The 21780-nt window shown below is 41.0% G+C and carries 17 protein-coding genes; 13 read left to right on the forward strand and 4 right to left on the reverse strand.

All coding sequences use genetic code 11. The annotated features are described in order from the left end of the window. Positions 1–21 precede the first annotated feature (21 nt). The 5 genes from opp4B (at position 22) to QNI29_RS03795 (ending at position 6294) form a co-directional block, all read left to right on the forward strand. A complete protein-coding gene (opp4B, locus tag QNI29_RS03775) occupies positions 22–987 on the forward strand; it encodes an oligopeptide ABC transporter permease (RefSeq protein WP_231418551.1) in 966 nt (321 codons plus the stop codon). An 11-nt stretch (positions 988–998) separates the two neighbouring features. After that, entirely contained in the window at positions 999–1910 is a 912-nt protein-coding gene (gene opp4C, locus QNI29_RS03780) for an oligopeptide ABC transporter permease (RefSeq protein WP_231418552.1), read from the forward strand. 583 nt (positions 1911–2493) lie between these two features. Next, positions 2494–3117, forward strand: a complete 624-nt coding sequence (safA, locus tag QNI29_RS03785) for a SafA/ExsA family spore coat assembly protein (RefSeq protein WP_231418553.1) — start codon at positions 2494–2496, stop codon at positions 3115–3117. A gap of 295 nt (positions 3118–3412) precedes the next feature. Beyond that, positions 3413–4615, forward strand: coding sequence for a NupC/NupG family nucleoside CNT transporter (locus QNI29_RS03790; RefSeq protein ID WP_231418554.1), 1203 nt, complete (start codon positions 3413–3415; stop codon positions 4613–4615). A 254-nt stretch (positions 4616–4869) separates the two neighbouring features. Next, complete coding sequence (locus tag QNI29_RS03795; protein WP_231418555.1) at positions 4870–6294, forward strand: aldehyde dehydrogenase family protein; 1425 nt, start codon at positions 4870–4872, stop codon at positions 6292–6294. Between the two features lie 369 nt (positions 6295–6663). On the opposite strand, the gene QNI29_RS03800 is transcribed toward QNI29_RS03795, so the two are convergent. Next, a complete protein-coding gene (locus tag QNI29_RS03800; protein WP_231418556.1) occupies positions 6664–8028 on the reverse strand; it encodes an MATE family efflux transporter in 1365 nt (454 codons plus the stop codon). A gap of 113 nt (positions 8029–8141) precedes the next feature. On the opposite strand from QNI29_RS03800, the gene QNI29_RS03805 reads away from it, so the two are divergent. The 8 genes from QNI29_RS03805 (at position 8142) to QNI29_RS03840 (ending at position 17836) form a co-directional block, all read left to right on the forward strand. Next, positions 8142–9218 (forward strand): undecaprenyldiphospho-muramoylpentapeptide beta-N-acetylglucosaminyltransferase, encoded by a 1077-nt coding sequence (locus QNI29_RS03805; RefSeq protein ID WP_231418557.1) that lies wholly within the window; start codon positions 8142–8144, stop codon positions 9216–9218. A gap of 116 nt (positions 9219–9334) precedes the next feature. Beyond that, positions 9335–9652, forward strand: coding sequence for a hypothetical protein (locus QNI29_RS03810; RefSeq protein ID WP_231418558.1), 318 nt, complete (start codon positions 9335–9337; stop codon positions 9650–9652). 117 nt (positions 9653–9769) lie between these two features. Further along, positions 9770–12049 (forward strand): RNA polymerase recycling motor HelD, encoded by a 2280-nt coding sequence (helD, locus tag QNI29_RS03815; RefSeq protein WP_231418559.1) that lies wholly within the window; start codon positions 9770–9772, stop codon positions 12047–12049. Between the two features lie 538 nt (positions 12050–12587). After that, positions 12588–13586 carry an ABC transporter substrate-binding protein gene (locus QNI29_RS03820; RefSeq protein ID WP_231418560.1) on the forward strand — a complete coding sequence of 333 codons (999 nt, stop codon included), beginning with the start codon at positions 12588–12590 and terminating at the stop codon, positions 13584–13586. An 80-nt stretch (positions 13587–13666) separates the two neighbouring features. Next, a complete protein-coding gene (locus QNI29_RS03825; protein WP_231418561.1) occupies positions 13667–14527 on the forward strand; it encodes an ABC transporter permease in 861 nt (286 codons plus the stop codon). After that, the gene (locus tag QNI29_RS03830) at positions 14527–15747 is read left to right on the forward strand and encodes a quaternary amine ABC transporter ATP-binding protein (RefSeq protein WP_231418562.1); all 1221 of its coding nucleotides are present in this window, start codon (positions 14527–14529) and stop codon (positions 15745–15747) included. The genes QNI29_RS03825 and QNI29_RS03830 overlap by 1 nt, the downstream gene beginning before the upstream one ends. Before the next feature lie 101 nt (positions 15748–15848). Next, entirely contained in the window at positions 15849–16847 is a 999-nt protein-coding gene (locus QNI29_RS03835; RefSeq protein ID WP_231418563.1) for an ABC transporter substrate-binding protein, read from the forward strand. A 152-nt stretch (positions 16848–16999) separates the two neighbouring features. After that, positions 17000–17836, forward strand: coding sequence for an aldo/keto reductase (locus QNI29_RS03840; RefSeq protein WP_231418564.1), 837 nt, complete (start codon positions 17000–17002; stop codon positions 17834–17836). A gap of 41 nt (positions 17837–17877) precedes the next feature. On the opposite strand, the gene QNI29_RS03845 is transcribed toward QNI29_RS03840, so the two are convergent. The 3 genes from QNI29_RS03845 to QNI29_RS03855 are packed head-to-tail and all read right to left on the reverse strand — an operon-like array spanning position 17878 to position 21632. After that, positions 17878–19002 (reverse strand): Ger(x)C family spore germination protein, encoded by a 1125-nt coding sequence (locus QNI29_RS03845; protein WP_231418565.1) that lies wholly within the window; start codon positions 19000–19002, stop codon positions 17878–17880. Continuing rightward, positions 18999–20111 (reverse strand): GerAB/ArcD/ProY family transporter, encoded by a 1113-nt coding sequence (locus QNI29_RS03850; RefSeq protein WP_231418566.1) that lies wholly within the window; start codon positions 20109–20111, stop codon positions 18999–19001. The genes QNI29_RS03845 and QNI29_RS03850 overlap by 4 nt, the downstream gene beginning before the upstream one ends. A gap of 9 nt (positions 20112–20120) precedes the next feature. Further along, on the reverse strand, positions 20121–21632 hold the full coding sequence (locus tag QNI29_RS03855) for a spore germination protein (protein ID WP_231418567.1): 1512 nt from the start codon (positions 21630–21632) through the stop codon (positions 20121–20123). Between the last annotated feature and the right edge of the window lie 148 nt (positions 21633–21780).

The raw sequence follows: 21780 nt of genomic DNA on the forward strand, positions 1-21780 counted from the left end.
CTTCAGATAAGGGGAATGTCCATGTTAAAGTACACGCTTCGCAGATTATTAGGCATGATACCGATGTTGCTCCTTATCTCCATTGTAGTGTTCTTCCTGGCATTAGCTATGCCAGGAGATCCCTTCTCTGGAGAGATAGATCCGAATAACACTGATCCAGAATATATTGAAGAAATGCGTGAGAAATTGGGATACAATGACCCGATTCACGTTCAATATTGGAATTGGATCACAGGATTTGTTCAAGGTGACTTTGGTAAGTCTGTTAAGTACAAAATCCAAGTAAGTGACTTAATCGCTCAGCGATTACCTAATACGTTGTTCTTAGGAATCTTGTCACTTGTAATCACATACTTATTTGCTTTTGCAATGGGAATGACTGCAGGAAGAAAGCCTTACACGAAGTTAGACCATTTTATCGGTGGATTTAACTATATGATGTTGGCAATTCCAAGTTACATCGCAGGTGTATTTGCGATTTACTTCTTCTCATTCCAATTAGATTGGTTCCCGTTTAACGGTTCCGTTAACATAGCCGTTGATGAAGGTACACTAGACTGGTGGTTAAGTAAGATCTATCACACGTTCTTACCGGCACTAGTATTAGGGGCTATGGGAACGGCGAGTTATACACAATTCTTGCGTAACGATATTATTGATAACAGTAATAAAGACTTTGTTCGTACGGCACGTGCGAAAGGTACGCCAGAAGCAAGAATTTACAATCACCATATCTTAAGAAACTCCATCATTCCATTAATTACGTTCTTAGGGTTTGATCTAGTTTCTCTTGTAAATGGTGCCCTTATTACAGAAACAATCTTTACGTATCCAGGTTTAGGACAATTATTCCTGACGTCAGTACAAGCTTCTGACTACCCAACACTCATGACGTTAACGCTTATGTTCTCGTTCATCGTTTTAGTTGGTAACTTGATTGCTGATATTCTCTACGGAATCGTTGACCCAAGGATCAGAATTGATTAGGAGGTGTGGCTATGGAAGTCGTTCATAATAAAGATTCACAGCTGCAGACATCAAAGCCACCCAAGAGTATGTCCCCTTGGGCAATGGCCCGTCGAAAATTTATGAAGAATAAGCTAGCTATGATTAGTTTGATTTACTTACTCATTCTAGCAGTCCTTTCGCTTTTAGCGCCTTACATTACAACGATTGATATTTCACGTGTAAATATTGGTGAAATGAAACTTCCTCCATCGGCTGACCACTGGTTCGGCACGGATACAAGTGGACGAGATGTCTTTGTCCGCTTGCTTTACGGAGGTAGAGTATCCTTATTTGTAGGGGTTAGTTGTACCATTATTATCTTAGCTTTAGGTGTCCTTGTCGGAGCTATAGCTGGTTTCTTTGGTGGTATTGTGGACAGTATGTTAATGCGTTTCACAGACTTTGTTCTAAACTTCCCATTCTTAGTATTCGTTATCGTTCTTAACGCAATCCTTTTTGGAAAAGTTGGCGGTGTCGGAGTACTTATCGGGGTTATTAGTTTACTCGGTTGGGGCGGGGTAGCTCGTCTAGTTCGGAGTAAAATTCTATCTGAAAAAGAGAATGAATATGTCCTCGCTGCTACATCTATTGGTGGCAGACCGAATAAAGTTATTATGAAGCACTTGCTTCCTAACGTTATGACAACGGTGATCGTTCAAGCGACGATTACATTTGCTCAGATGATTGTAGCAGAATCCGCCCTTAGTTACTTAGGCTTTGGTGTACCGCAGGAAGTACCAAGTTGGGGGAACATGTTATCAGCCTCTCAACAACCGGAAGTTCTGCAGAGTATGCCTTGGATTTGGGTACCACCAGCGATTATCTTGGTGCTTACAATCTTAGCGATCAACTTTATTGGAGAAGGGGTTAAAGACGCCTTCAATCCTAAATCATTCCGTTAATCAAAATCTACCAAAGATTCTTTGGTAGATTTTTTTATTCTTTAAATGAGTTTATTTAAGGATAGGGGGGATGGTTGAACGCTCTAGTGTGAGAGAATGTTTCCGTTTGCTATAGTTGAGTGTAAGGAGGGTCTGGAAACCACTCGCTTTCCTGTGGGGAGCTGGTGAGCCTCCTCAACCGGCTTTGCCGGCCTCCGGGGTCTCACCTAGATTGAAATGTGCAAGCGTGGTGCCTAGGACCGTACGGATAAGGCAGCTTTTTGGAGAAGGCGTTTAGCCTTTGGAAAAAAGATGACTTATCGCGCTAGGTCCTCCACGCTGGCACTAGACTGGCTCTTCAGCCCACGGGAGTCTCGCAGTTTCCAAACCCTCCTCTTCAATGATAGAAGTAACGGAAACATGCCATATATGCCATATTCTTTATGAGAGGTGACTGTTCCCCCAACCTCCCATAAATCGTAACGGTCAAGAACCATACCAAAATATCTTGTAAATATGAAAACAGTTTTATGGAAAAATCATGAGTAAATTTCCTTATTTTAGACAAACTACTGTTGATTACAACATGAAGGAGAGATAGGAAATGAAGAAAATGATCTTTTCGTTTTTATTCGCCATCGTGCTAGTCGCCCTCATTGTACCAGGTGCTGGCCATGCGCAAAGTACGGATACATATACCGTAAAGAGTGGCGATACCCTTTGGAAAATTTCACAGCGTTATAAAATTGGTTTATCGGAAATTATCAGTGCCAATCCACAGTTTAGCAATCCGGATTTAATCTACCCAGGTGATCGTGTGACGATCCCACTTAAGGGAGATATTAAGTCGGTTGAGCAGGAAGTTATTCGCTTAACGAACAAGGAACGCGCGAAGCAGGGATTACCAGCACTAAAGAGTGATTGGCAATTATCTCGTGTTGCTCGTTATAAATCTAGAGATATGAGGGATCAAGGCTACTTTGCTCACAACTCCCCAACCTATGGTTCTCCTTTTGAAATGATGAAGTCATTCAACATCTCTTATCGTAAGGCGGCTGAGAATATCGCCGCAGGCCAACGTACACCGCAAGAGGTTGTGCAGGCATGGATGGATAGTCCAGGGCACAGAAAGAATATTTTAGATAAAGATCTTACGTATATTGGGGTAGGATATGCTGAAGGCGGTAGTTATGGTAACTATTGGACACAGCAGTTTATTACGAAATAAAGGGAAAAAGTCAGCCTTCTGGGTTGGCTTTTTTTTTATGAGAAATCCATCTTTCAGACATGATTCAAATGCAATAGGCCAATACTACGATAAGAAGTAAAAAAATTTTTTCAGAGAAAATAGCGAGAAATTAACGTTTTTCCCTTTGTAAGCGTTAATATGGAAATGTTTGCATTTGCAAGACGTCTGACAACTTGGTATGATTCTGTAGGAAGGTATAAATGAAAGCATTTTCATTGCTGTCATATCAATTACTATTAAATTTATATAAAAGGGAAAGGGAGGCATTAGTGCCATGGATATTCTACTTGGCTTACTTGCAATTGTAGTCGTTCTCGGTATCGGATTTTTAATGTCGAATAACCGAAGTAACATTAATTATAAAGGTATCGGAATTATGCTTGTTCTACAATTGTTTACGACTTGGTTTGTGTTCAACACTAAGATTGGTAAAATCATTATTACAGGAATCTCCGCTGCTTTTGATCAGCTTATTCAATCTGGACGAGCTGGGGTTATGTTTATCTTGCCGAACGTAGCAAATGTTGGGGAAGATGGAAATCCGTTAAACGTATTCTTCTTAGACGTTCTTATGATTATTATTTTCTTCGCTGTTCTTCTATCTGTTTTAACGTATCTTAAGATTTTGCCTACGATTATTAAATACTTGGGTGCTGCGATTTCTAAAGTCACAGGACTTCCAAAAGTAGAATCATTTAATGCAGTAAACAGTATGTTCTTTGGACAATCTGAAGCATTATTAGCGATTAAATCACAGTTTCACCACTTAGAAAACAACCGACTATACATCGTAAGTGCCTCCGCGATGGGCTCTGTATCTGCATCCATTGTAGGTGCCTATCTTGAAATGCTACCTGAACAATTTGTCCTTGTAGCCATTCCGTTAAACATGTTTAGTGCTCTTATCCTTGGATCATTAATAGCACCAGTAAAAGTATCGAAAGAAGAAGACCATGTTGACATAAAAGAAGTGTCAAATGCAAATAGCTTCTTCGAGGCAATGGGGAACGGAGCTTTAGATGGGGGTAAGATTGCTCTAATCGTAGCAGCGATGTTAGTAGCCTTTACCGCATCCCTGGACTTTGCAAACTTCTTGATCTCAAGCGTCTTCTCAGGCGTAACATTAGAACAAATTCTTGGGTATATCCTTGCACCTATTGCCTTCTTAATGGGGATTCCATCAGATGAACTTATTACAGCAGGTAGCTTAATGGGTACAAAGATTATCACAAACGAATTCGTAGCTATGCTTCAGCTGACAGATATGATTAAAGATCTTTCTGACAAAACGGTTGGTATCGTTTCTGTATTCTTAACAAGCTTTGCGAACTTTGCCTCAATCGGAATCATTGCTGGTACAGTTCAAGGAATTGACAGTAAGAAAGGTGCAGCCGTATCGAAGTTCGGTCTTAAATTGTTAGTCGGAGCAACGTTAGGTTCTGTACTATCCGCAACCATTGCAGGTTTGTTCCTATAAAATCATAGAAGTCTCTCTACACCAAAAACGCTTAGAACGCTATGTTCTAAGCGTTTTTTTTTGTGTCTCCACAATGTGGGAATGTTTCCGTTAGCTTCGTTTTGAGAGGAAGGAGGGCCTGGAAAGCGAGTAGTCCACCTGCTAACCCAAGCACTGTTCGGCAAGGGACCTTCAGTACTGATTAAAGTAGGTTTGCATTTTCCTAATAAAGGTAATATTCAAAGGAGGTAAATTAAAAAAGGAGTGCTTGTATCATGGAACAATACGGACTTTTTATAAATGGCGAATGGACAAAGTCAAAAGAAACGGTAGAGGTGTACAATAAGTATACCCAACAAGTACATGCGGAGGTTTCGAAAGCTTCAGAGGATGAGGTGGACCAGGCCATTTCAAGTGCAGAGGCTGCTTATCGGAATACCGAATTCCCTCCTTACAAACGGTATGAAGTGCTTCATAAGGTAAGTGAATTGCTACAAGAGAATAAAGAAGAGATGGCGCAGATTATTACAGCAGAGGCAGGGAAGCCCATTAAACAAGCACGAACTGAAATTGACCGTGCTACCCAAACCATTGAATTATCAGCTGAGGAAGCGAAACGTATTCATGGGGAAGGGGTTCCTGTTGAGGCGGCACCGGGTTCTGAAAACCGAATGGCATTTACCATTAAAGTGCCTGTCGGTGTAGTGGGAGCGATTAGCCCGTTTAACTTCCCTGTAAACCTGGTTTCACATAAGATAGCTCCAGCGATTGCGGCAGGAAATGCTGTTGTACTTAAGCCGGCTAAGAACACACCAATCTCTTCCCTTAAGTTGGCCCAACTCTTCCAAGAAGCAGGTCTCCCTGCAGGATTCTTAAATGTAGTGGTCGGATCCGGTTCTGACATTGGAAGCTATATGATGAAAGATAAGCGGATTAATCTTTATACATTTACCGGAAGTGCAGAAGTAGGCTTGAAGCTGAAGCAAAACACGGGATTGAATAAACTGATCTTAGAGCTTGGGAACAACTCCCCGGTTATTGTCGATCGGGCTGCAGATGTAAAAACCGCTGCAGAAACATTAGCTCAAAAAAGCTTCGCATTCGCGGGTCAGGTTTGTATTTCGGTTCAGAGAATGTATGTCCATGAAGAAGTTGCGAGTGAATTCAAAGAGCACTTTATTAAAGCGACAAAGGAACTAAACGTAGGAGATCCAACAGATGATCAAACGGACGTTGGCCCGATGATTAGTCAGAGTGAAGCAGAGCGAGCGGAAGAGTGGATTCAGGAAGCGAAAGGCCAAGGAGCTGAAGTGATCCATGGCGGTCAGCGAAAAGGGGCAATGTTTGAGCCTACACTTCTTACAAACGTTGATCATTCTATGAAAGTGGTTTGTGAAGAGATCTTTGCCCCCGTTGTGACTATGATGACCTTTAGTGATCTAGATGAGTGCATTGAAGAAGTAAACAAATCCAACTATGGATTACAAGGTGGGATCTTTACCCAGGACGTGGACCGTGCTTTTAAAGCTGCTCGAAAAGTAGAAGTTGGCGGGTTTATGATTAACGATGCTTCACAATACCGGGTAGATCTTATGCCATATGGTGGTGTGAAAGACAGCGGATGGGGCAAAGAAGGTCCTAAATATACGATTGAAGATATGACAGAGGAACGATTAGTGGTCATGAATCTTAAACAATAGTTGAAAGCAAAGCTCTCGTTTAGTTCATCTAAACGAGAGCTTTTTTTGACGAAACGTGTTAGAAATCGTTATTTCCTCGGAAATAGTGTAAGTTTTGGTCGTTGGCTTAATTAAATGTCATTATCCTCTTGTAAGAAGCCATATATTGAAATGAGGTTCGTTTAATGGGCAAACATGAGAGTGTACAAGAATGGAAGAAAGAGTGTGAGCGAATGTTTATAGAGCTTAGAAATAGCCAGAATTATTCTCAGTTTATTCATGAGGCCTATCAAATGAGTAAATGGCTCGATCCTGGAAGGTTGATAGTAACGAGGCAAAGGTGTGGTTCAATACTGTGATAAACAGTAGAAAAGCCAATGACTGATAATGTCATTGGCTTTTCGAAGTTTGAGAAGGGGCTTTTCTCTGTACATATAAAAGACGTGCAAATAGAGCGATGGCTCCAGCTGCGAGACCTATAATGAGCCCCATCCAATAGCCGGCAGGCCCAAAGAAGGTATACGTTGCCATAAGATAGCCGCTTGGAAGGCCAATGACCCAGTAGGAAACAAGAGCCATTATGAGCGTGATGTTGACATCTTTATAGCCTCTTAGGGCACCTTGAATCGGTGCTCCAAAGGCATCAGAAAGCTGGAAGAATATAGCGTAATAGAGAAAATGCTTCGTCATTTCAATGACTTCAGGGCGATCATTGTATAGTCGTGCCACCGGATCATCAAAGACATAGATCGCAATACCACATAAAATCGACAGCACTACTGCAATGCTTATCCCAAGATAGCTGTACTGTTTAGCGTGTTCCCGTCGATTACCTCCGGCTTCAAACCCCACTGCAATTGTAAGCGCCATGGCAATGCTAAGTGGGATCATATATAAGAACGAAGCGAAGTTAATCGCTGCTTGGTGAGCTGCGATCGTATTCGTATTATAAGTGCTCATAAGGATTGTTACAGCCGAGAAGATACTTACTTCAAAAAAGATGGCAAATCCAATGGGCACTCCAATCTTAAGCTGATTCCACCAGGCCCGAAGTGAGGGCTTCTCTAAAATACTGAAAATCGAATAGGTCGAAAATGGGCGGACACGGACAAGGAGGAAAATGGTGAACAATAACGTTACCCAGTAGGTTAGAGATGTGGCAATGCCTGCACCTACTCCTCCATAAGCCGGGAGACCGAACTTCCCAAATATAAAGACATAATTGAAAATAATGTTGAATGGCAAAGACAAAAGGGTAATGACCATTGTTACCCTCGTTTGACCAAGCGCATCTATAAAGGAGCGAAGACCATTATAGATGAATAATGGAATAATGCCCGTACTTAGCGCAATCAGGTATTGCTTAGCGATGGTGCGCACCTCTGGTTCTAACTCCATCATGTTTAAAATTGGGTTCAAGATAAAGGAACCAATGATCAAAACGACCAGGGCCAGCAGGGTTGAAAGATAGACGCCTTGCCTTACGGCACTAGGTACGTCTTGTTTCTGATCTGCCCCGGTTAATTGTGCTACGATAGGGGAAAGGGCTAACATAATTCCGTTGATTCCTGTAAAGATCGGAACCCATAGACTAGATCCTATGGCAACTCCGGCAAGATCTTCTGCCCCTGCATTTCCTGACATCACGGTGTCAAAGAAATTCATTGCATACATACCAAGCTGTGTTACAAGAATAGGACCTAAAATAATAAGAAATAATTTAGTTTTTTCTTGCCATGTATCAGTTTTGTACATGAAACTCTTCCTTTTATCCGAAATTTCTTTTACGATAAGGGGGATTATAGCATAGATTCAACCGTAACTGTGAAAATTTGAGAATGTTTCTATATAGAAAGGACGTCAAAGTTATGAACACGAAGCGTATACTCTTTACTGGAGGGGGAACGGCAGGGCATGTGATTGTGAATCTTGCTCTTATACCAGAATTTCAAAAAGAGGGATGGGAAGTTGATTATATCGGTTCTCATGAAGGGATCGAACGCCAATTAATCGAGTCTCTTGGAGGGGTTACCTATTACCCTATTTCAACAGGGAAGCTGCGCCGTTATTTCTCGAAAGAAAACTTTAAAGATCCTTTCAAAGTTCTGAAGGGAACCGGTCAAGCTTATTCTATTATTCGTAAACGAAAGCCTAGAGTCATTTTCTCGAAAGGTGGATTCGTATCCGTTCCTGTACTATTAGCCGCACGTATGGCCGCGGTACCGTCTGTTATTCATGAATCCGATTATACACCAGGGCTTGCAAATAAATTAGCGATGCCTTTTGCGAAGAAAGTATTAGCCACTTTCCCTGAAACCATGAACCACATCTCTGATAAGAAAGCAGAGTGGGTCGGAGCTGTTGTTCGTGAAGAATTGTTCCAAGGGGATGCTGCAAGAGGTCGTGCTTTATGTGACTTCACTCGTAATAAGCCTGTTTTACTCGTTATGGGAGGAAGTATGGGCTCTAAGAAAATTAACGATGCCATTCGAGATCAATTAGATGAACTGTTAAAAGAATTTCAGGTTGTTCATCTTTGTGGAAGAGGAAATCAGGATGAAAGTATAAATAGGCCTGGGTATGTACAGTTTGAGTATGTGAACAAAGAGTTAAATGATCTATTCGCCATGACCGACTTTGTGGTCTCTCGTGCCGGTTCAAACGCCATTTTTGAATTCCTAGCTCTGAAAAAACCAATGCTTCTTATTCCGTTGTCCAGGCATGCCAGTCGTGGGGATCAGATATTAAATGCAAACTCCTTTGAGAAGCAAGGATATGCGAGAGTCGTTGAAGAAGAAGAATTAGATGAGCAGCGATTTTTACAAGAAGTGAAGCAACTAAGAGATGAAAAAGAGACGATTCTTGAAGCGATGAGTCAGTATCAAAGCAAACGTGCTAAGGATCAGGTCATTCAAATGATTAAATCTCATGCAAAATCTAAATAACAATCGATACTCCGTCCCGTGGATTTCTTGGGGCGGTTTTATTTGGAAAGAAACTTCTATATAAGTCACCTTGTATTCTTTATAATAGAAACAGAATGATGAGGAAGGTGAACGATATGAAAGATCTGATCTGTCGTTATTGTGGAAAGAAAATTGAGAAGGATCAGCTTCGGACAGCTATTCGGCGTATGAAGATGGTTCCTTTCCATAAAGAATGCTTTGAATTACAAGAAGAAGAAACGATATCAATGAATGAGATGTGGAAGCCGGTTAATCAAACAGGATGGACCATTACCTCTGGTGCTATGCTACTTTTTGCGATCACCATGGCGATGACAGAGTGGTTAGGGAACATCGGAGATTTGTTAGGGGTCTTTGCGCTCTATCCTGTTATCATTCGCTTTATCTCTTTAGTGGTCTATGAAACAAGATAAGTATTTCTTTATTTTGGAAGGTCGATGTGCTAGAGTGGGTACGTTGCTTCAAATGTGTACGTGCTCTACCACGTTTGACTCGTCATTCACATCACACCTGTGAAAGGAGAATGGCTTATGAAAGAACACCCTGATTATCAAGAGGAATTAGATCGTCTCACCTTTACGAAAGTGTACATGGATTCGGTTATTGCTGCCCAAGAGTCGGATCAGGAGACGTTAAGGAAACGCCAAGAAAGTACGGTAGCAGCCCTTGATTTCAAGGACAGTAGTTTGAAATATCAAGACATGCTGACTCATGCGAATTTTATGAAGATGTCCAAAGATCAACTAGAAAACCTCAAGAAACTCCGAAAGAAACCGTATTTCGCCCGCATTGACTATCACCGAAAAGAAAAACCTGAACGCGAAACCTTTTATATAGGGAAAGTTTCCTTGTTTGACCGTGAAACCCAACAACCGATCATTCTTGATTGGCGCTCGCCTCTTGCGAACGTCTATTACGAGGGACGCGTTGGGGATGTGAGTTATGAAGCACATGGGGAGACGTATGAGGGGAATGTTTCTTTAAAGAGGCAGTATTCAATTGAAGAAGGAGAGCTGCAAGACTTCAGGGATATCGATATCACCACAAAAGATGACTTACTACAAGACTCCTTATCTCAGAACGCAGATCACCGCTTAACGGAAATCGTGTCTACTATTCAGGAGGAACAAAACCGAGTGATTCGCGCCGACCTTCGTAAACCGATTGTGGTCCAGGGGGCTGCTGGGAGCGGAAAGACAACCATTGCCCTGCACAGGGTGTCCTATTTCTTATATACCTTACAAGATATCTTTAGTCCTGAGGAAATGCTTATACTTGCTCCCAATCGCTTATTTATAGACTATATGAAGGAAGTTCTGCCTGAGCTAGGTGTTGAGAAGTCGAGGTCGACTACATACGTCGATTATGTAAAGCTTGTCACGAATCACTCCTTTACTGTTCAAACTCAACACGAAACGCTTATGAACATCTTAGAACACTCTGATGAAGAGGAATCGATCTTAAGAATGGCAGAATGGAAAGGTTCTAAAGAATTTCAGCCCGTTCTTGATCAATTCCTGCAGTATATGAAGAAGGAATTTTTAGTCGAGACCGATTTAAAAATTGCCGGATTTAGAGTGGTGAATGGGAAGAAGATCAGAAAGCTCTTTGTAGAGGATTACTCCTATTTACCTTTTTACAAACGTAAAGAGAAAATTCGCCAGGTTCTAATGAGTGACGTAAGAAGAAAGAAGAAAGTCATGCTTCAGAAGATGACAAAGAAGTATGATGATGAGCTTGATCGTGCTTTATATGGGATTAAAGATCCTGACAAACGAAAGCGACGTGTTAGTTTCTTGTTGGATCAAAAGGATGCAAAACTAAAACAGATTGAATCAGAATCGAAAAAAGCGGTACGAGAATACATGAAGCAGTATCCCAATGATCCTTTACCAACTTATTTTAGGCGTTTCTATGAAGAGGCTGATCGTTTTCATATGTTGATGAAAGACTTTGGAACCGATTCGGACCGTGAGTTTATGAGGTCCCATACATTACGTCAGATTAAGAAGAAAACAGTGGACGCAGAAGATTTGGCAACCCTCTTATATCTTCATGCTATCCTTTACGGACTTGACCCTGATTATAAGGCTAAAAAGGTCGTTATGGATGAAGCACAGGATTATTCGTATATGGAGTTTGTAAGCTTGAAGAGAGCATTGAATACCGATTTGTTTACGATTGTAGGGGATCTCGCTCAAGGAATTTATCAGTATCGTGGATTAAAAGAGTGGAAGCCGATCTTAGAAGATGTGTTCCGTGCTCCAAATTATTTAACCCTACAGAAAACATACCGAACGACGATTGAAATTATGGAAGTAGCAAACAGCATACTGACGTCTATGAATGCGAACCTGCCCCTTGCAGAACCAGTATTGAGGAGAGGGGATCAACCTTCCTTTCATTCTACAAGACAAAAGGGGTGGGAAGACAACTTATTCGAAGAATATAACCGTTTAAGAAAAGAGGGCTTTAAGAGTTTCGTTCTTATTGGAAAAACAGTGAAAGAGTGTCAGCTCATTGTTCAATCCTTAGAACCCTATGTTCCGGAAGACTCTCTTCAGTTTGTTCAAGGAGAGGAAGAGATGATGAAAGATCGCATTATTATTCTTCCTGTATATCTAGCAAAGGGGTTAGAGTTTGATTGTGTCTTTCTGGTCAATTTAAATGAGACGTATGCCCCTTCTCTGTTGGATAGGAAACTGTTATATGTGGCCATGACGCGGCCTTTGCATCGTCTGCAGTTTTGGGGGAAGGAACCTCAGGCCTTTCTTCTGGATGAAGTGAACGGGGAATACTATAAATCATAAATAGGTGAAAGACTGTCAAACCCTAGTTTGACAGTCTTTTCTTTTTGGGTGGTGCTCATATTCTTGGTTTATGGAATAAAAATTATGGGAAAGAGAACTTTGTAGGTTTCTGTCTAATTTTTCTGCAAATATTGATTATTCTTGTGGAATAAGGAGGAAAGTAGATGATTTATGTAAGAACTAAGGATAAATTCCCTCAGTGCTATTCTTTACATGTTCTTTACATTATACGATAAAATATCAGTTTTGATGGAAGTGCTTCCTTTTATGTACAATTGTAAATGTTGGCATAATTATTGGAGGCGATAGAAAATTAAGGAATAATGACAACTGAATGTAAGAGAGTAAACGGTTCAACCTCTTTATCTTCTTCGGAATCCCCTCTTTCGCCTTACTATAGGCTACTATCAATAAGCTAAGAACTTGTTTGAACGATCCACATCATTCAAGCGATCAATTTAAAAGAGTCGATTAATAGAACGCAAAACATTCGTGGAAACATGTGAAATACTTCACAAATAATCTTTGGGGGTCTATTATGCAGAAAAAATTTACGTTACTAATGAGCACTGTACTCGTACTGATTCTAGCAGCATGTAGTGGAAGTACTGAGTCAGAAGGTGACTCTATCGAAACGATCACGTTTTCAGACGCTGGTTGGGATAGTCAGCGCATACACAATCAAATCGCAGGAACGATTATCGAAAATGGCTTTGATTACGAAACAGATGTTACAACAGGATCTTCACCTGCTGTTGTACAGGGGTTAAGACAAGGTGACATCCAGGTAATGATGGAGTTTTGGGTAGATAATATGCAAGAAGAGTACGATGAGGCTATTGAAAAAGGTGAGATTAAAGAAGCCTCTGTGAACTTTGATGATAATAAGCAAGGGTACTGGGTGCCAACCTACGTTATTGAAGGAGATGAAGAACGTGGGATTGAACCAATGGCTCCGGATCTTAAAACGGTAGCAGACTTAAAGAAATACCCTGAATTATTCCAAGACCCAGAAGACCCTGATAAGGGAAGAGTCTACGGATCACCGTCTGGTTTTGCTGCTGACAAGATGTTGGAACCAAAATTAGATGCTTATAACTTAGATAACTTTAACTATTTCCGACCAGGGTCTTCAGCGGGACTAGCTACATCATTGGCGGATGCGTACGAAGCTGGAGATGCATGGGTTGGATACTACTGGTCCCCAACATGGGTAACGAGTGTGTTCGATATTACGCTTTTAGAAGAACCTGAATATAACGAAGAACAGTTTAAAGAAAACTATGGAACTGAGATTCCTCCAACAAGAGTAACAGTAGCAGTTCATTCTGATCTACCTGATCAAGCACCAGAAGTTTACGATTTCCTTCAAAACTATGAAACGAGTAATAAGCTAACTCAAAGTGCTTTAGGTTACATGAAGAAAAATGAAGCAACAGCAGAGGAAGCTGCTCATTGGTGGTTGAAGGAGCATGAAGACCTGTGGACGGAATGGGTATCAGAAGACGTCGTGAAAAAAGTAAAAGACGCGATTTAATAAAGGATAGGTAGATGAAGAGATCGCTCTGCCATCTACCTTTTCCATCTTTATAAATATGAATAAAGCGAGGGACCTCAATGGAAGGAAATTTTCCGGATATTAAGCTTGAGATCGGAAAGTATGTAGAGAATTTTGTTTTATGGCTTAACGATGTACTTGAGCCATTTTTTGATTTTATCTTTTTAATTGCTTCAAGAGCTATTTTGTCTATTGAAGCAGGGTTAATGTTTTTACCTTGGTGGGTGTTTATCGCCATTATCTTCGTACTAGGGTGGCGTTTTAAATCTATTACTGCCGGAATTTTATACGCTGCTTTCATGTTCCTTGTCGGGACGTTTGGGTTATGGGATGTATTAATGACAACGATTGCGATCGTCTTAACCTCAGTGATTACATCCCTATTGCTCGGAATTCCACTTGGCATATGGATGGCATTCAGTAAGAAATTCTCGTTTATTATGCGTCCTCTATTGGATGCGATGCAAACGATGCCGAGCTTCGTTTATTTAATACCAGCCATTTTCTTCTTTGGATTAGGAAACGTAGCTGCAGTATTTGCAACCCTTATTTATGCATTGCCTCCTGTTATTCGATTAACAGATCTTGCTATTCGTAATGTAGATTCAGAAGTCATCGAGTCTGCTGAATCCTTTGGATCTTCGAAATGGCAAATGCTTAAGAAAGTTCAGTTACCACAAGCCTTACCTACGATTATGGCAGGTGTGAATCAGACAACGATGATGGCGCTAGCGATGGTCGTTATCGCTTCTATGGTTGGAGCAGGTGGTTTAGGAGAACTCGTACTTGTTTCCATTAACCGTATTGATCTGGCACTCGGTTTTGAGGCTGGAATTAGTATTGTGTTCTTAGCGATTCTTATTGACCGTGTTACAGGCGGCGTGGCTGATCGATTCCAGAAACACAGGAGGGCTGATTAATGACCGTTAAAATGAGAGTAGAGCATGTATCAAAAATATTTGGTTCGAAACCTAAATCGATTATTCCGATGGTTCGTGATGGAATGGAGAAGGATCAAATTTTGAAGGAAACAGGCCATACCGTTGGTGTGTATGATGCCTCGATGGATATTAATCAAGGAGAGATCTTCGTTATTATGGGGCTTTCCGGAAGTGGGAAGTCAACCCTTATTCGTTGTCTGAATATGCTTAACAACCCAACGGATGGAAAGATATATGTAGATGATGAGAATATCGTGGAGTACAATCCATCTCAGTTAAAAAAATATCGCCAGGATAAGATTGCGATGGTCTTTCAGCATTTTGGTTTATTTGATCACCGCACCGTATTAGGTAATGTAGAATACGGACTTGAAATTCGAGGTGTTGAAAAGGAAGAACGCCGAGAAATTTCGATGAAGAATATCGAAATTGTAGGCCTGAAGGGGTATGAAGATAAATATCCAGGAGAGCTCTCAGGAGGAATGCAACAGCGTGTTGGACTTGCTCGCGCATTGGCTAATGACCCAGATATTCTATTAATGGATGAACCTTTCAGTGCCCTGGATCCGTTAATTCGCCGAGAAATGCAGCTAGAGTTGTTAGACATTCAAGAACGTCTTCAGAAAACGATCATCTTTATTACTCATGATGTGAACGAGGCATTTAAAATTGGAGATCGCGTAGCGGTTATGAAAAACGGTAAAGTTGAGCAAATCGGTACGCCTGAATCGATCTTAGAGAAACCTGCAAATGAGTATATTGAGAACTTTATTGCAGACATCGATCGTTCTAAGATCTTGCAGGCAGAGCATGTGATGATCAAGCCGAATGCCCTTGTTTCCCTTAAAGATGGACTGAATGTCGCCGTCAGGGAAATGGAAGAGAACGGGATATCCAGTGTATTTGTCGTAGACCGACAACGGCACGTGCAAGGGATTGTAACCATTGATGATGCGGTGAATGGAATTCGTGCTAAGAAGTCATTGTCGGATGTGTTAACAACAGATGTTCACATGGTTAAGAAAGATGAATATGTAAATGATCTAATTCCAAAAGCATTGGATTCCAAGTATCCTCTGGCTGTGTTAGGGGAGGATGATCGCTTAGAAGGGTTTATCCTAAGAGTTCATGTATTAGCAGGACTTGTAGGAGATGACATTGAAGAGCATGAAGCGGTTAAACAGTCGGTAACCATCTAAGGGAACTTTCTTAGCTTGTTGCTTTAGGAATATTTTTCAAGAGGTCCATCCCTATTCCCAGAAGAAGAGGGATGGACAATTTTATAATAAGGAGAAGTGGTATGAAGAAACTTACACTCGTATTTATTTCACTTTTAGTGATTGTTTTAGCTGCCTGCAGCGGAACGGCTCAATCAGAAAATGATAAGAAAATCGAAACCATAACTTTTGCTGACCCAGGTTGGGACAGTGTTCGTGTACATAATCAGATTGCTGCAACCATTATAGAGAATGGGTATGGCTATGATACAGAAGTTACAGCTGGCTCTACTCCTGCTACTGTACAGGGGTTACGTCAAGGGGATATTAATGCGTATATGGAATTATGGGTCGATAATATTGAAGAGCTATATAATGAAGCACTCGACCAAGGAGATATTGTAGAAACGTCAGTGAACTTTGATGATAATGAACAAGGTTATTATGTCCCGACTTATGTAATCAAAGGTGATAAAGAAAGAGGAATTGATCCTATCGCACCAGATCTTAAGTCTGTAGAAGATCTAAAGAAATATCCAGAGGTATTTAAAGACCCTGAACATCCTGAGAAGGCACGTATCTATGGTGCACCTTCAGGGTGGGCAGTGGATGAAATACTAGCACAAAAAGTCGAAACATATGGACTGGATACGTATAATTACTTCCGTCCAGGCTCTGGAGCTGCATTGGCGACGTCCTTAGCGGATGCTTATGAGTCTGGTGAAGCATGGGTTGGGTATTATTGGTCTCCAACGTGGGTGACAAGTATTTATGATCTTACATTGCTAGAAGAACCTGAATACAACAAAGAACAGTATCAAGAGAATTATGGGACAGAGATCCCGTCTATGCGCGTAACAACAGCGGTGCACAAAGATCTCCCAGACCAAGCACCTGAAGTGGTTACGTTCCTTAAGCAATATGAAACAAGTAATGCGTTGACGCAGAGTGCATTGGAATACATGAAGAAGAATGGCACGAATGCAGAAGAAACAGCACAGTGGTGGATGAAGGAACACGAAGATGTCTGGACAGAATGGGTTCCGGAAGAAGTCGTGTCGAAAGTAAAAGAGGCCTTGTAACTTTTAGAACCTGCTCTTTAACAAGAGTGGGTTCTTTTGTCGTATAAGGCTATTCATCAACCTTCATAAGATTAGCTGCAGTGCGCATTCGTTGTCATGAAAACATGAAAGCGGTATGATCGAAGGAGAATGAGGTAAACAGAGAGGGGCAAGTGATAATGAATTTGCAATCTACAACAACTTTACATAATGGCGTTAAAATGCCTAGAGTGGGTCTTGGCGTTTATAAAATGGAAGAAGGAAATGATGTGAAAGATGCGGTGCTTTCTGCAATTGATATTGGGTATCGCAGTATCGATACGGCTTCATTCTATAAGAATGAAGAAGGGGTCGGACAGGCCCTTCAAGAAACGTCCGTTTCTCGTGAAGATCTGTTCGTAACAACGAAGGTGTGGAATGATGAGCAAGGGTATGAAGAAACATTAGCGGCTTTCGATAGAAGTTTAGAGAAACTTGGTCTTGAGTATCTGGATCTTTATTTAATTCATTGGCCGGTCCCTGGAAAATATAAAGATACATGGAGAGCATTAGAGAAATTATATAAAGAAGGTAAAGTAAAAGCGATCGGCGTGAGTAACTTTATGGAGCATCACCTTGAAGATCTCCTGAAAGATGCTGAGGTGAAACCTGTAGTGAATCAGGTTGAACTTCATCCCCGTTTGGCTCAGCCTGAGCTGAGATCATTTTGTGAAGAGCGTGGAATTCAGATGGAAGCTTGGTCCCCGCTTGCTAGAGGAAAGTATTTTGATGCACCTATTTTAGAGGAGCTTGCTGAAAAGTATGAGAAAACACCAGCTCAGATTATCTTACGCTGGGATGTTCAGCACGGAATTATTACAATCCCTAAATCTACAAAGGCACACCGTCAAAAAGAAAACGCAGACCTATTTGATTTTGAATTAACAGCTGATGAGATGAAGCAAATCGATGACTTAAATACCGGAGAGCGTAATGGACCTCATCCGGATGAATTCGATTATAACGGATAATGGATGTAGAAAAGCCCCTTCTGAGAAAGAAAGGGCTTTTCTTATTTGATAATCCCATGACGGACGATTCGACTCTTCGCGCTTACCTCTACGTTAATATCAGGAATCATTTCTCTCCATTCCTCTTTACTCTTTAATGGACGCTGGGTATTGTAAATCTGACCAAATCCAATAGGGTCTACTTTTTTCTCTTTCGTCACTTCTACTACATTCTTAATTTCTTCCTCAATTAAATCGGCCAATTCTTCCTCTAGGAGTTTGACAACTTTAGGATCTTGAATTTTTAAATCATCTGATATCTCTAATATTCTTCCTTCAAGCATAACCTCTAGTTTGAATTCTAAAGAATCAGGCGAAGTGAGTTTTAAATTACTTTTACTCCTTATTTCATCAAATGTGACATACATCTTATCTATTTCTTCGTGATTTCGATCTGACTTGAAGTATGGTTTAAAGATTTCCCTTGGTAAACCAACCTCCAGGTGCCCAGCTTCAAAGCGACTTTCTATTAACTTTAGGTAAAATCCTTTTTTTACAGGGAGTTTCCCAACTAAACGATCGTCTTGCATTAAGGCTAAGTGTCTTAGCACAGGTTTGCCGTCTTCAAGGTTTAGCATAGGAAGAATAGGGTCGCGTCCAATGTCATAATAGTCATGTTGAAATTGATGTAGTGTACTGTAAGGAAGAACTTCGTTTCGAATGTTCTTTCGAAGCATACTGTTTAAGTAATTTCCGATGTCAGCCGCATCCTCCATTTTGTTTGAGGAAAGGATAGATTTAGCGTCTTCTTCGGCAATCGTCATATAAAGTAAGTCCGACACAGCGGCATCCCTTGCGAGGGTATCGGTTACCCTCATAATTCCTTTCTCAGCTAGCTGCGAGCCAAACACAGCAAGTCGTAGCTGTCCGGAAACAAGTTGCTTACTGGATTTTAAGTTTGCATCCTGTCGTATCCCTTTTGCTGAATTTGCTCGGCTTGTGATAATCTGAGACACACTATTGGCATTTGGATCGAACTGAAAGAAGATCAGCGTCCCTTCTAAGAAACCCTCTTCTAACAAGTCGTATCCTATGACAGTAATGATCCCGAGGCGTTCGATATATTTTTTCTCTACGCAACCGGTGAGAAGAACGAGGATACAAAGCGTACAAATCAGTTTCTTCATTGTGAGCCTCCTCGCTTTCTACGAATGTAGTTCTTCCCTAATACAATCGGTAATAGGACGAGAGGATAAACAAACGCAATATAAAAGCCAACCGTTGCTAGCTTATCCGTAAAATAATTGATTTGGAGACGATCTTGAAAGAGAATCGTTCCAAAGAACAGAAGAACGGCACTAACATAGAGTACATGCTTTTGTTTCAGTCCGTAAATTCGTTTAAATGTATACGTACATAGCCACATCACAGTGATCATGTTCGGTAAGATGACGATCATCCATATTCCAACGGCGATAATATCGAATCGCTCTAAGAAGGAAAATTGAATGATTTTAAACATAGAAAGGGTCGGCCAAATTAAACGCTCCAATTGTGGTCCGCTGAAATATCCGACCGTTACCGCAACGACTGCTAATGTAAGAAGAGTCGTGCTCCAAACACCTATTTGCACTGATCGATGTGCTTGTTGCTTATTTTGTATATAGGGGTAAATGAACATTAACGTTTCAAAGCCCACGAGGGAATAGGTTGCCTTAAATGTTCCTTGCAAGATATCCGAGTAGGGAGTGGTCATAATGGGAAAAAAGTGATTCCACTCCATAAGCGATACGGGTTTATACAGAACAATGACTAACCAAAAAGTCCCGATAAAGAATAAAAAGGAAACGCCTACAATAACCCTTACTCCCCCAAGAACTGCATAAACAACGAGTGATAGCAAGAACAAACACATGAGCCATGTGGGGATGGTTGGGAACAGAAACACCTGCACAACTTCAATGTAATTGAGAAGTACTGAAATAAGCAGACTGAAGAAGTAAAGGGCTAAAAGGGTTCCCAAAATCTTTCCGATCCATTTACCAAATATGTCGACTTGAATGCCAGGTAAATCTGCGCTTTGGTATTGATTAAGAATTTTAGACATACAAAAGACGCTAATACTCACCCAAACCCCCGCTATAATAACCGATATCCATGCATCTTGCTTCGCTTCAGCATAGATGTGGGTGGAGATCCCCATTATTCCTGTCCCTACTTGCGTTGTATGAATCAAGAAAATGAGGTAGAAAGCTTGAATTTGAATTCCTTCTGGTACTTGAAGTTGTATTTTCATAATGCATCCCTACTCATCAATATCTCTTTTCTTTTTGGCTTCCTTTTCCGAGAATTTTATAGGTTTCTTTGTTTCATTTACGGTTGGGCGTTTGTTCGCACGAGACCATGGAAGTCTTATGATCGAGTTATCCAAATCAGCAAAGTGGAACGGATACAATGGAGATAGGTATGGTGTGCCAAGAGACGTTACTTTCAGTAAATGGATAACTAGAAACGATAAACCAAGGAAGATTCCTATAAGCCCCCATAAGCCAGATAGAATAATCATTGGAAATCGTATAACCCTTATGGCTCCTCCCATCATATAGCTAGGCGCTGTAAAGGAGGCTAAAGCACTGAGGGCTACGACTATAATTAAGATATTACTCGTGAATCCGGCTTTAACGGCAGCTTGACCTAATACGATACCGCCTACAATACCCATTGTCTGACCCACTTTGGTCGGTAGCCGGGCGCCGGCCTCCCTGAGTAGTTCAATTAAGAGTTCTAGCAATAAGGCCTCAAACACAGGCGGGAATGGAACATTGGCTCTTGATTGTCCTAATGAGACCAAGAGAGAAGAAGGGATTACTTCTACATGGAAGGATAGACCAGCCACGTAAGCAGGTGTTAATAATATCGATAAGAACATCGCTGCTAATCGCATTAAGCGAAGAAACGTCCCAATGTTCCATCTGAAATAAATATCTTCTGTAGATTCTAAAAAGCTAAATAACGTCGACGGAGTCACCAGAACCGTCGGACTTTTATCCACCATAATCCCTACTTTGCCGTTAATTAAGGAGTTACAGAGTCTGTCTGGTAGCTCTGTGGTCAAAAGCTGTGGAAAAATACTTGATGAGCGATCCTCGATGTACTGTGCTAGCACGTTGCTATCCATCACATCGTTCACATCAAGGTCTTCAAGCCTTTGGCGTACTGTGTTAATTAAGTCATTATTTGCTATATTCTTTAAGTAGACGATCCGAATTTCAGTTGGAATTTCGGATCCGATAATTAACTTTTCGGTTGTAAATTCAGGTGTGTCTAAACGCCATCTGATAATGTTTAAGTTTGTGACCATGGATTCTGTGAAAGCAATTTGAGGACCGAGAACGAGTGATTCATTTTCCGCTCGAGATACAGCGCGACGCGCTTGTTCTGGAATGTAGTACGTAATCGGTTGGTCATCTTCTTCTACATAGATCCCTGCTCCGCCTTGGATGAGTTCTTTGGCCACGGATACAAGGGTGTCATGCAACGTACTCGAAGCAAGAGGCACTTCGTTTTGGATCATTTTTGCATCCCATGTTTTATTCTGAGAAGTGAGGAGTGTATCTAATAGGCTTCTGTGAAGCTGTTCTTTATTAATTTGATAGGTGAAGTAGAAGATCAGGACGCGCTTTTGTCCGAGCGTGTACGTCGTGAAGTTAAGGTCTGGACTATCCTGAAGCATCGTTGAAAGCTGCTTCTTAAATTCTTCAATTGAACAAGGAAACGTATCACTTGGCTTCTTCTTCTTTTGTACAGAACGGCGCATTTCGATCCTCCTTTTCGTTGGTCGTTTTTTGTTAGTATGGTGAGAATTCCATTTTTTATAAGGAGCATCCAAAAAAGATTCTAGGAGGAAATGAGTCAAGAACGGTTTTTATACTTTAAATACATAGTCACGTTCATTTGTTCAGATA

This window comes from Pontibacillus chungwhensis, assembly GCF_030166655.1.
In the GTDB taxonomy this organism is placed as follows: Bacteria; Bacillota; Bacilli; order Bacillales; family BH030062; genus Pontibacillus.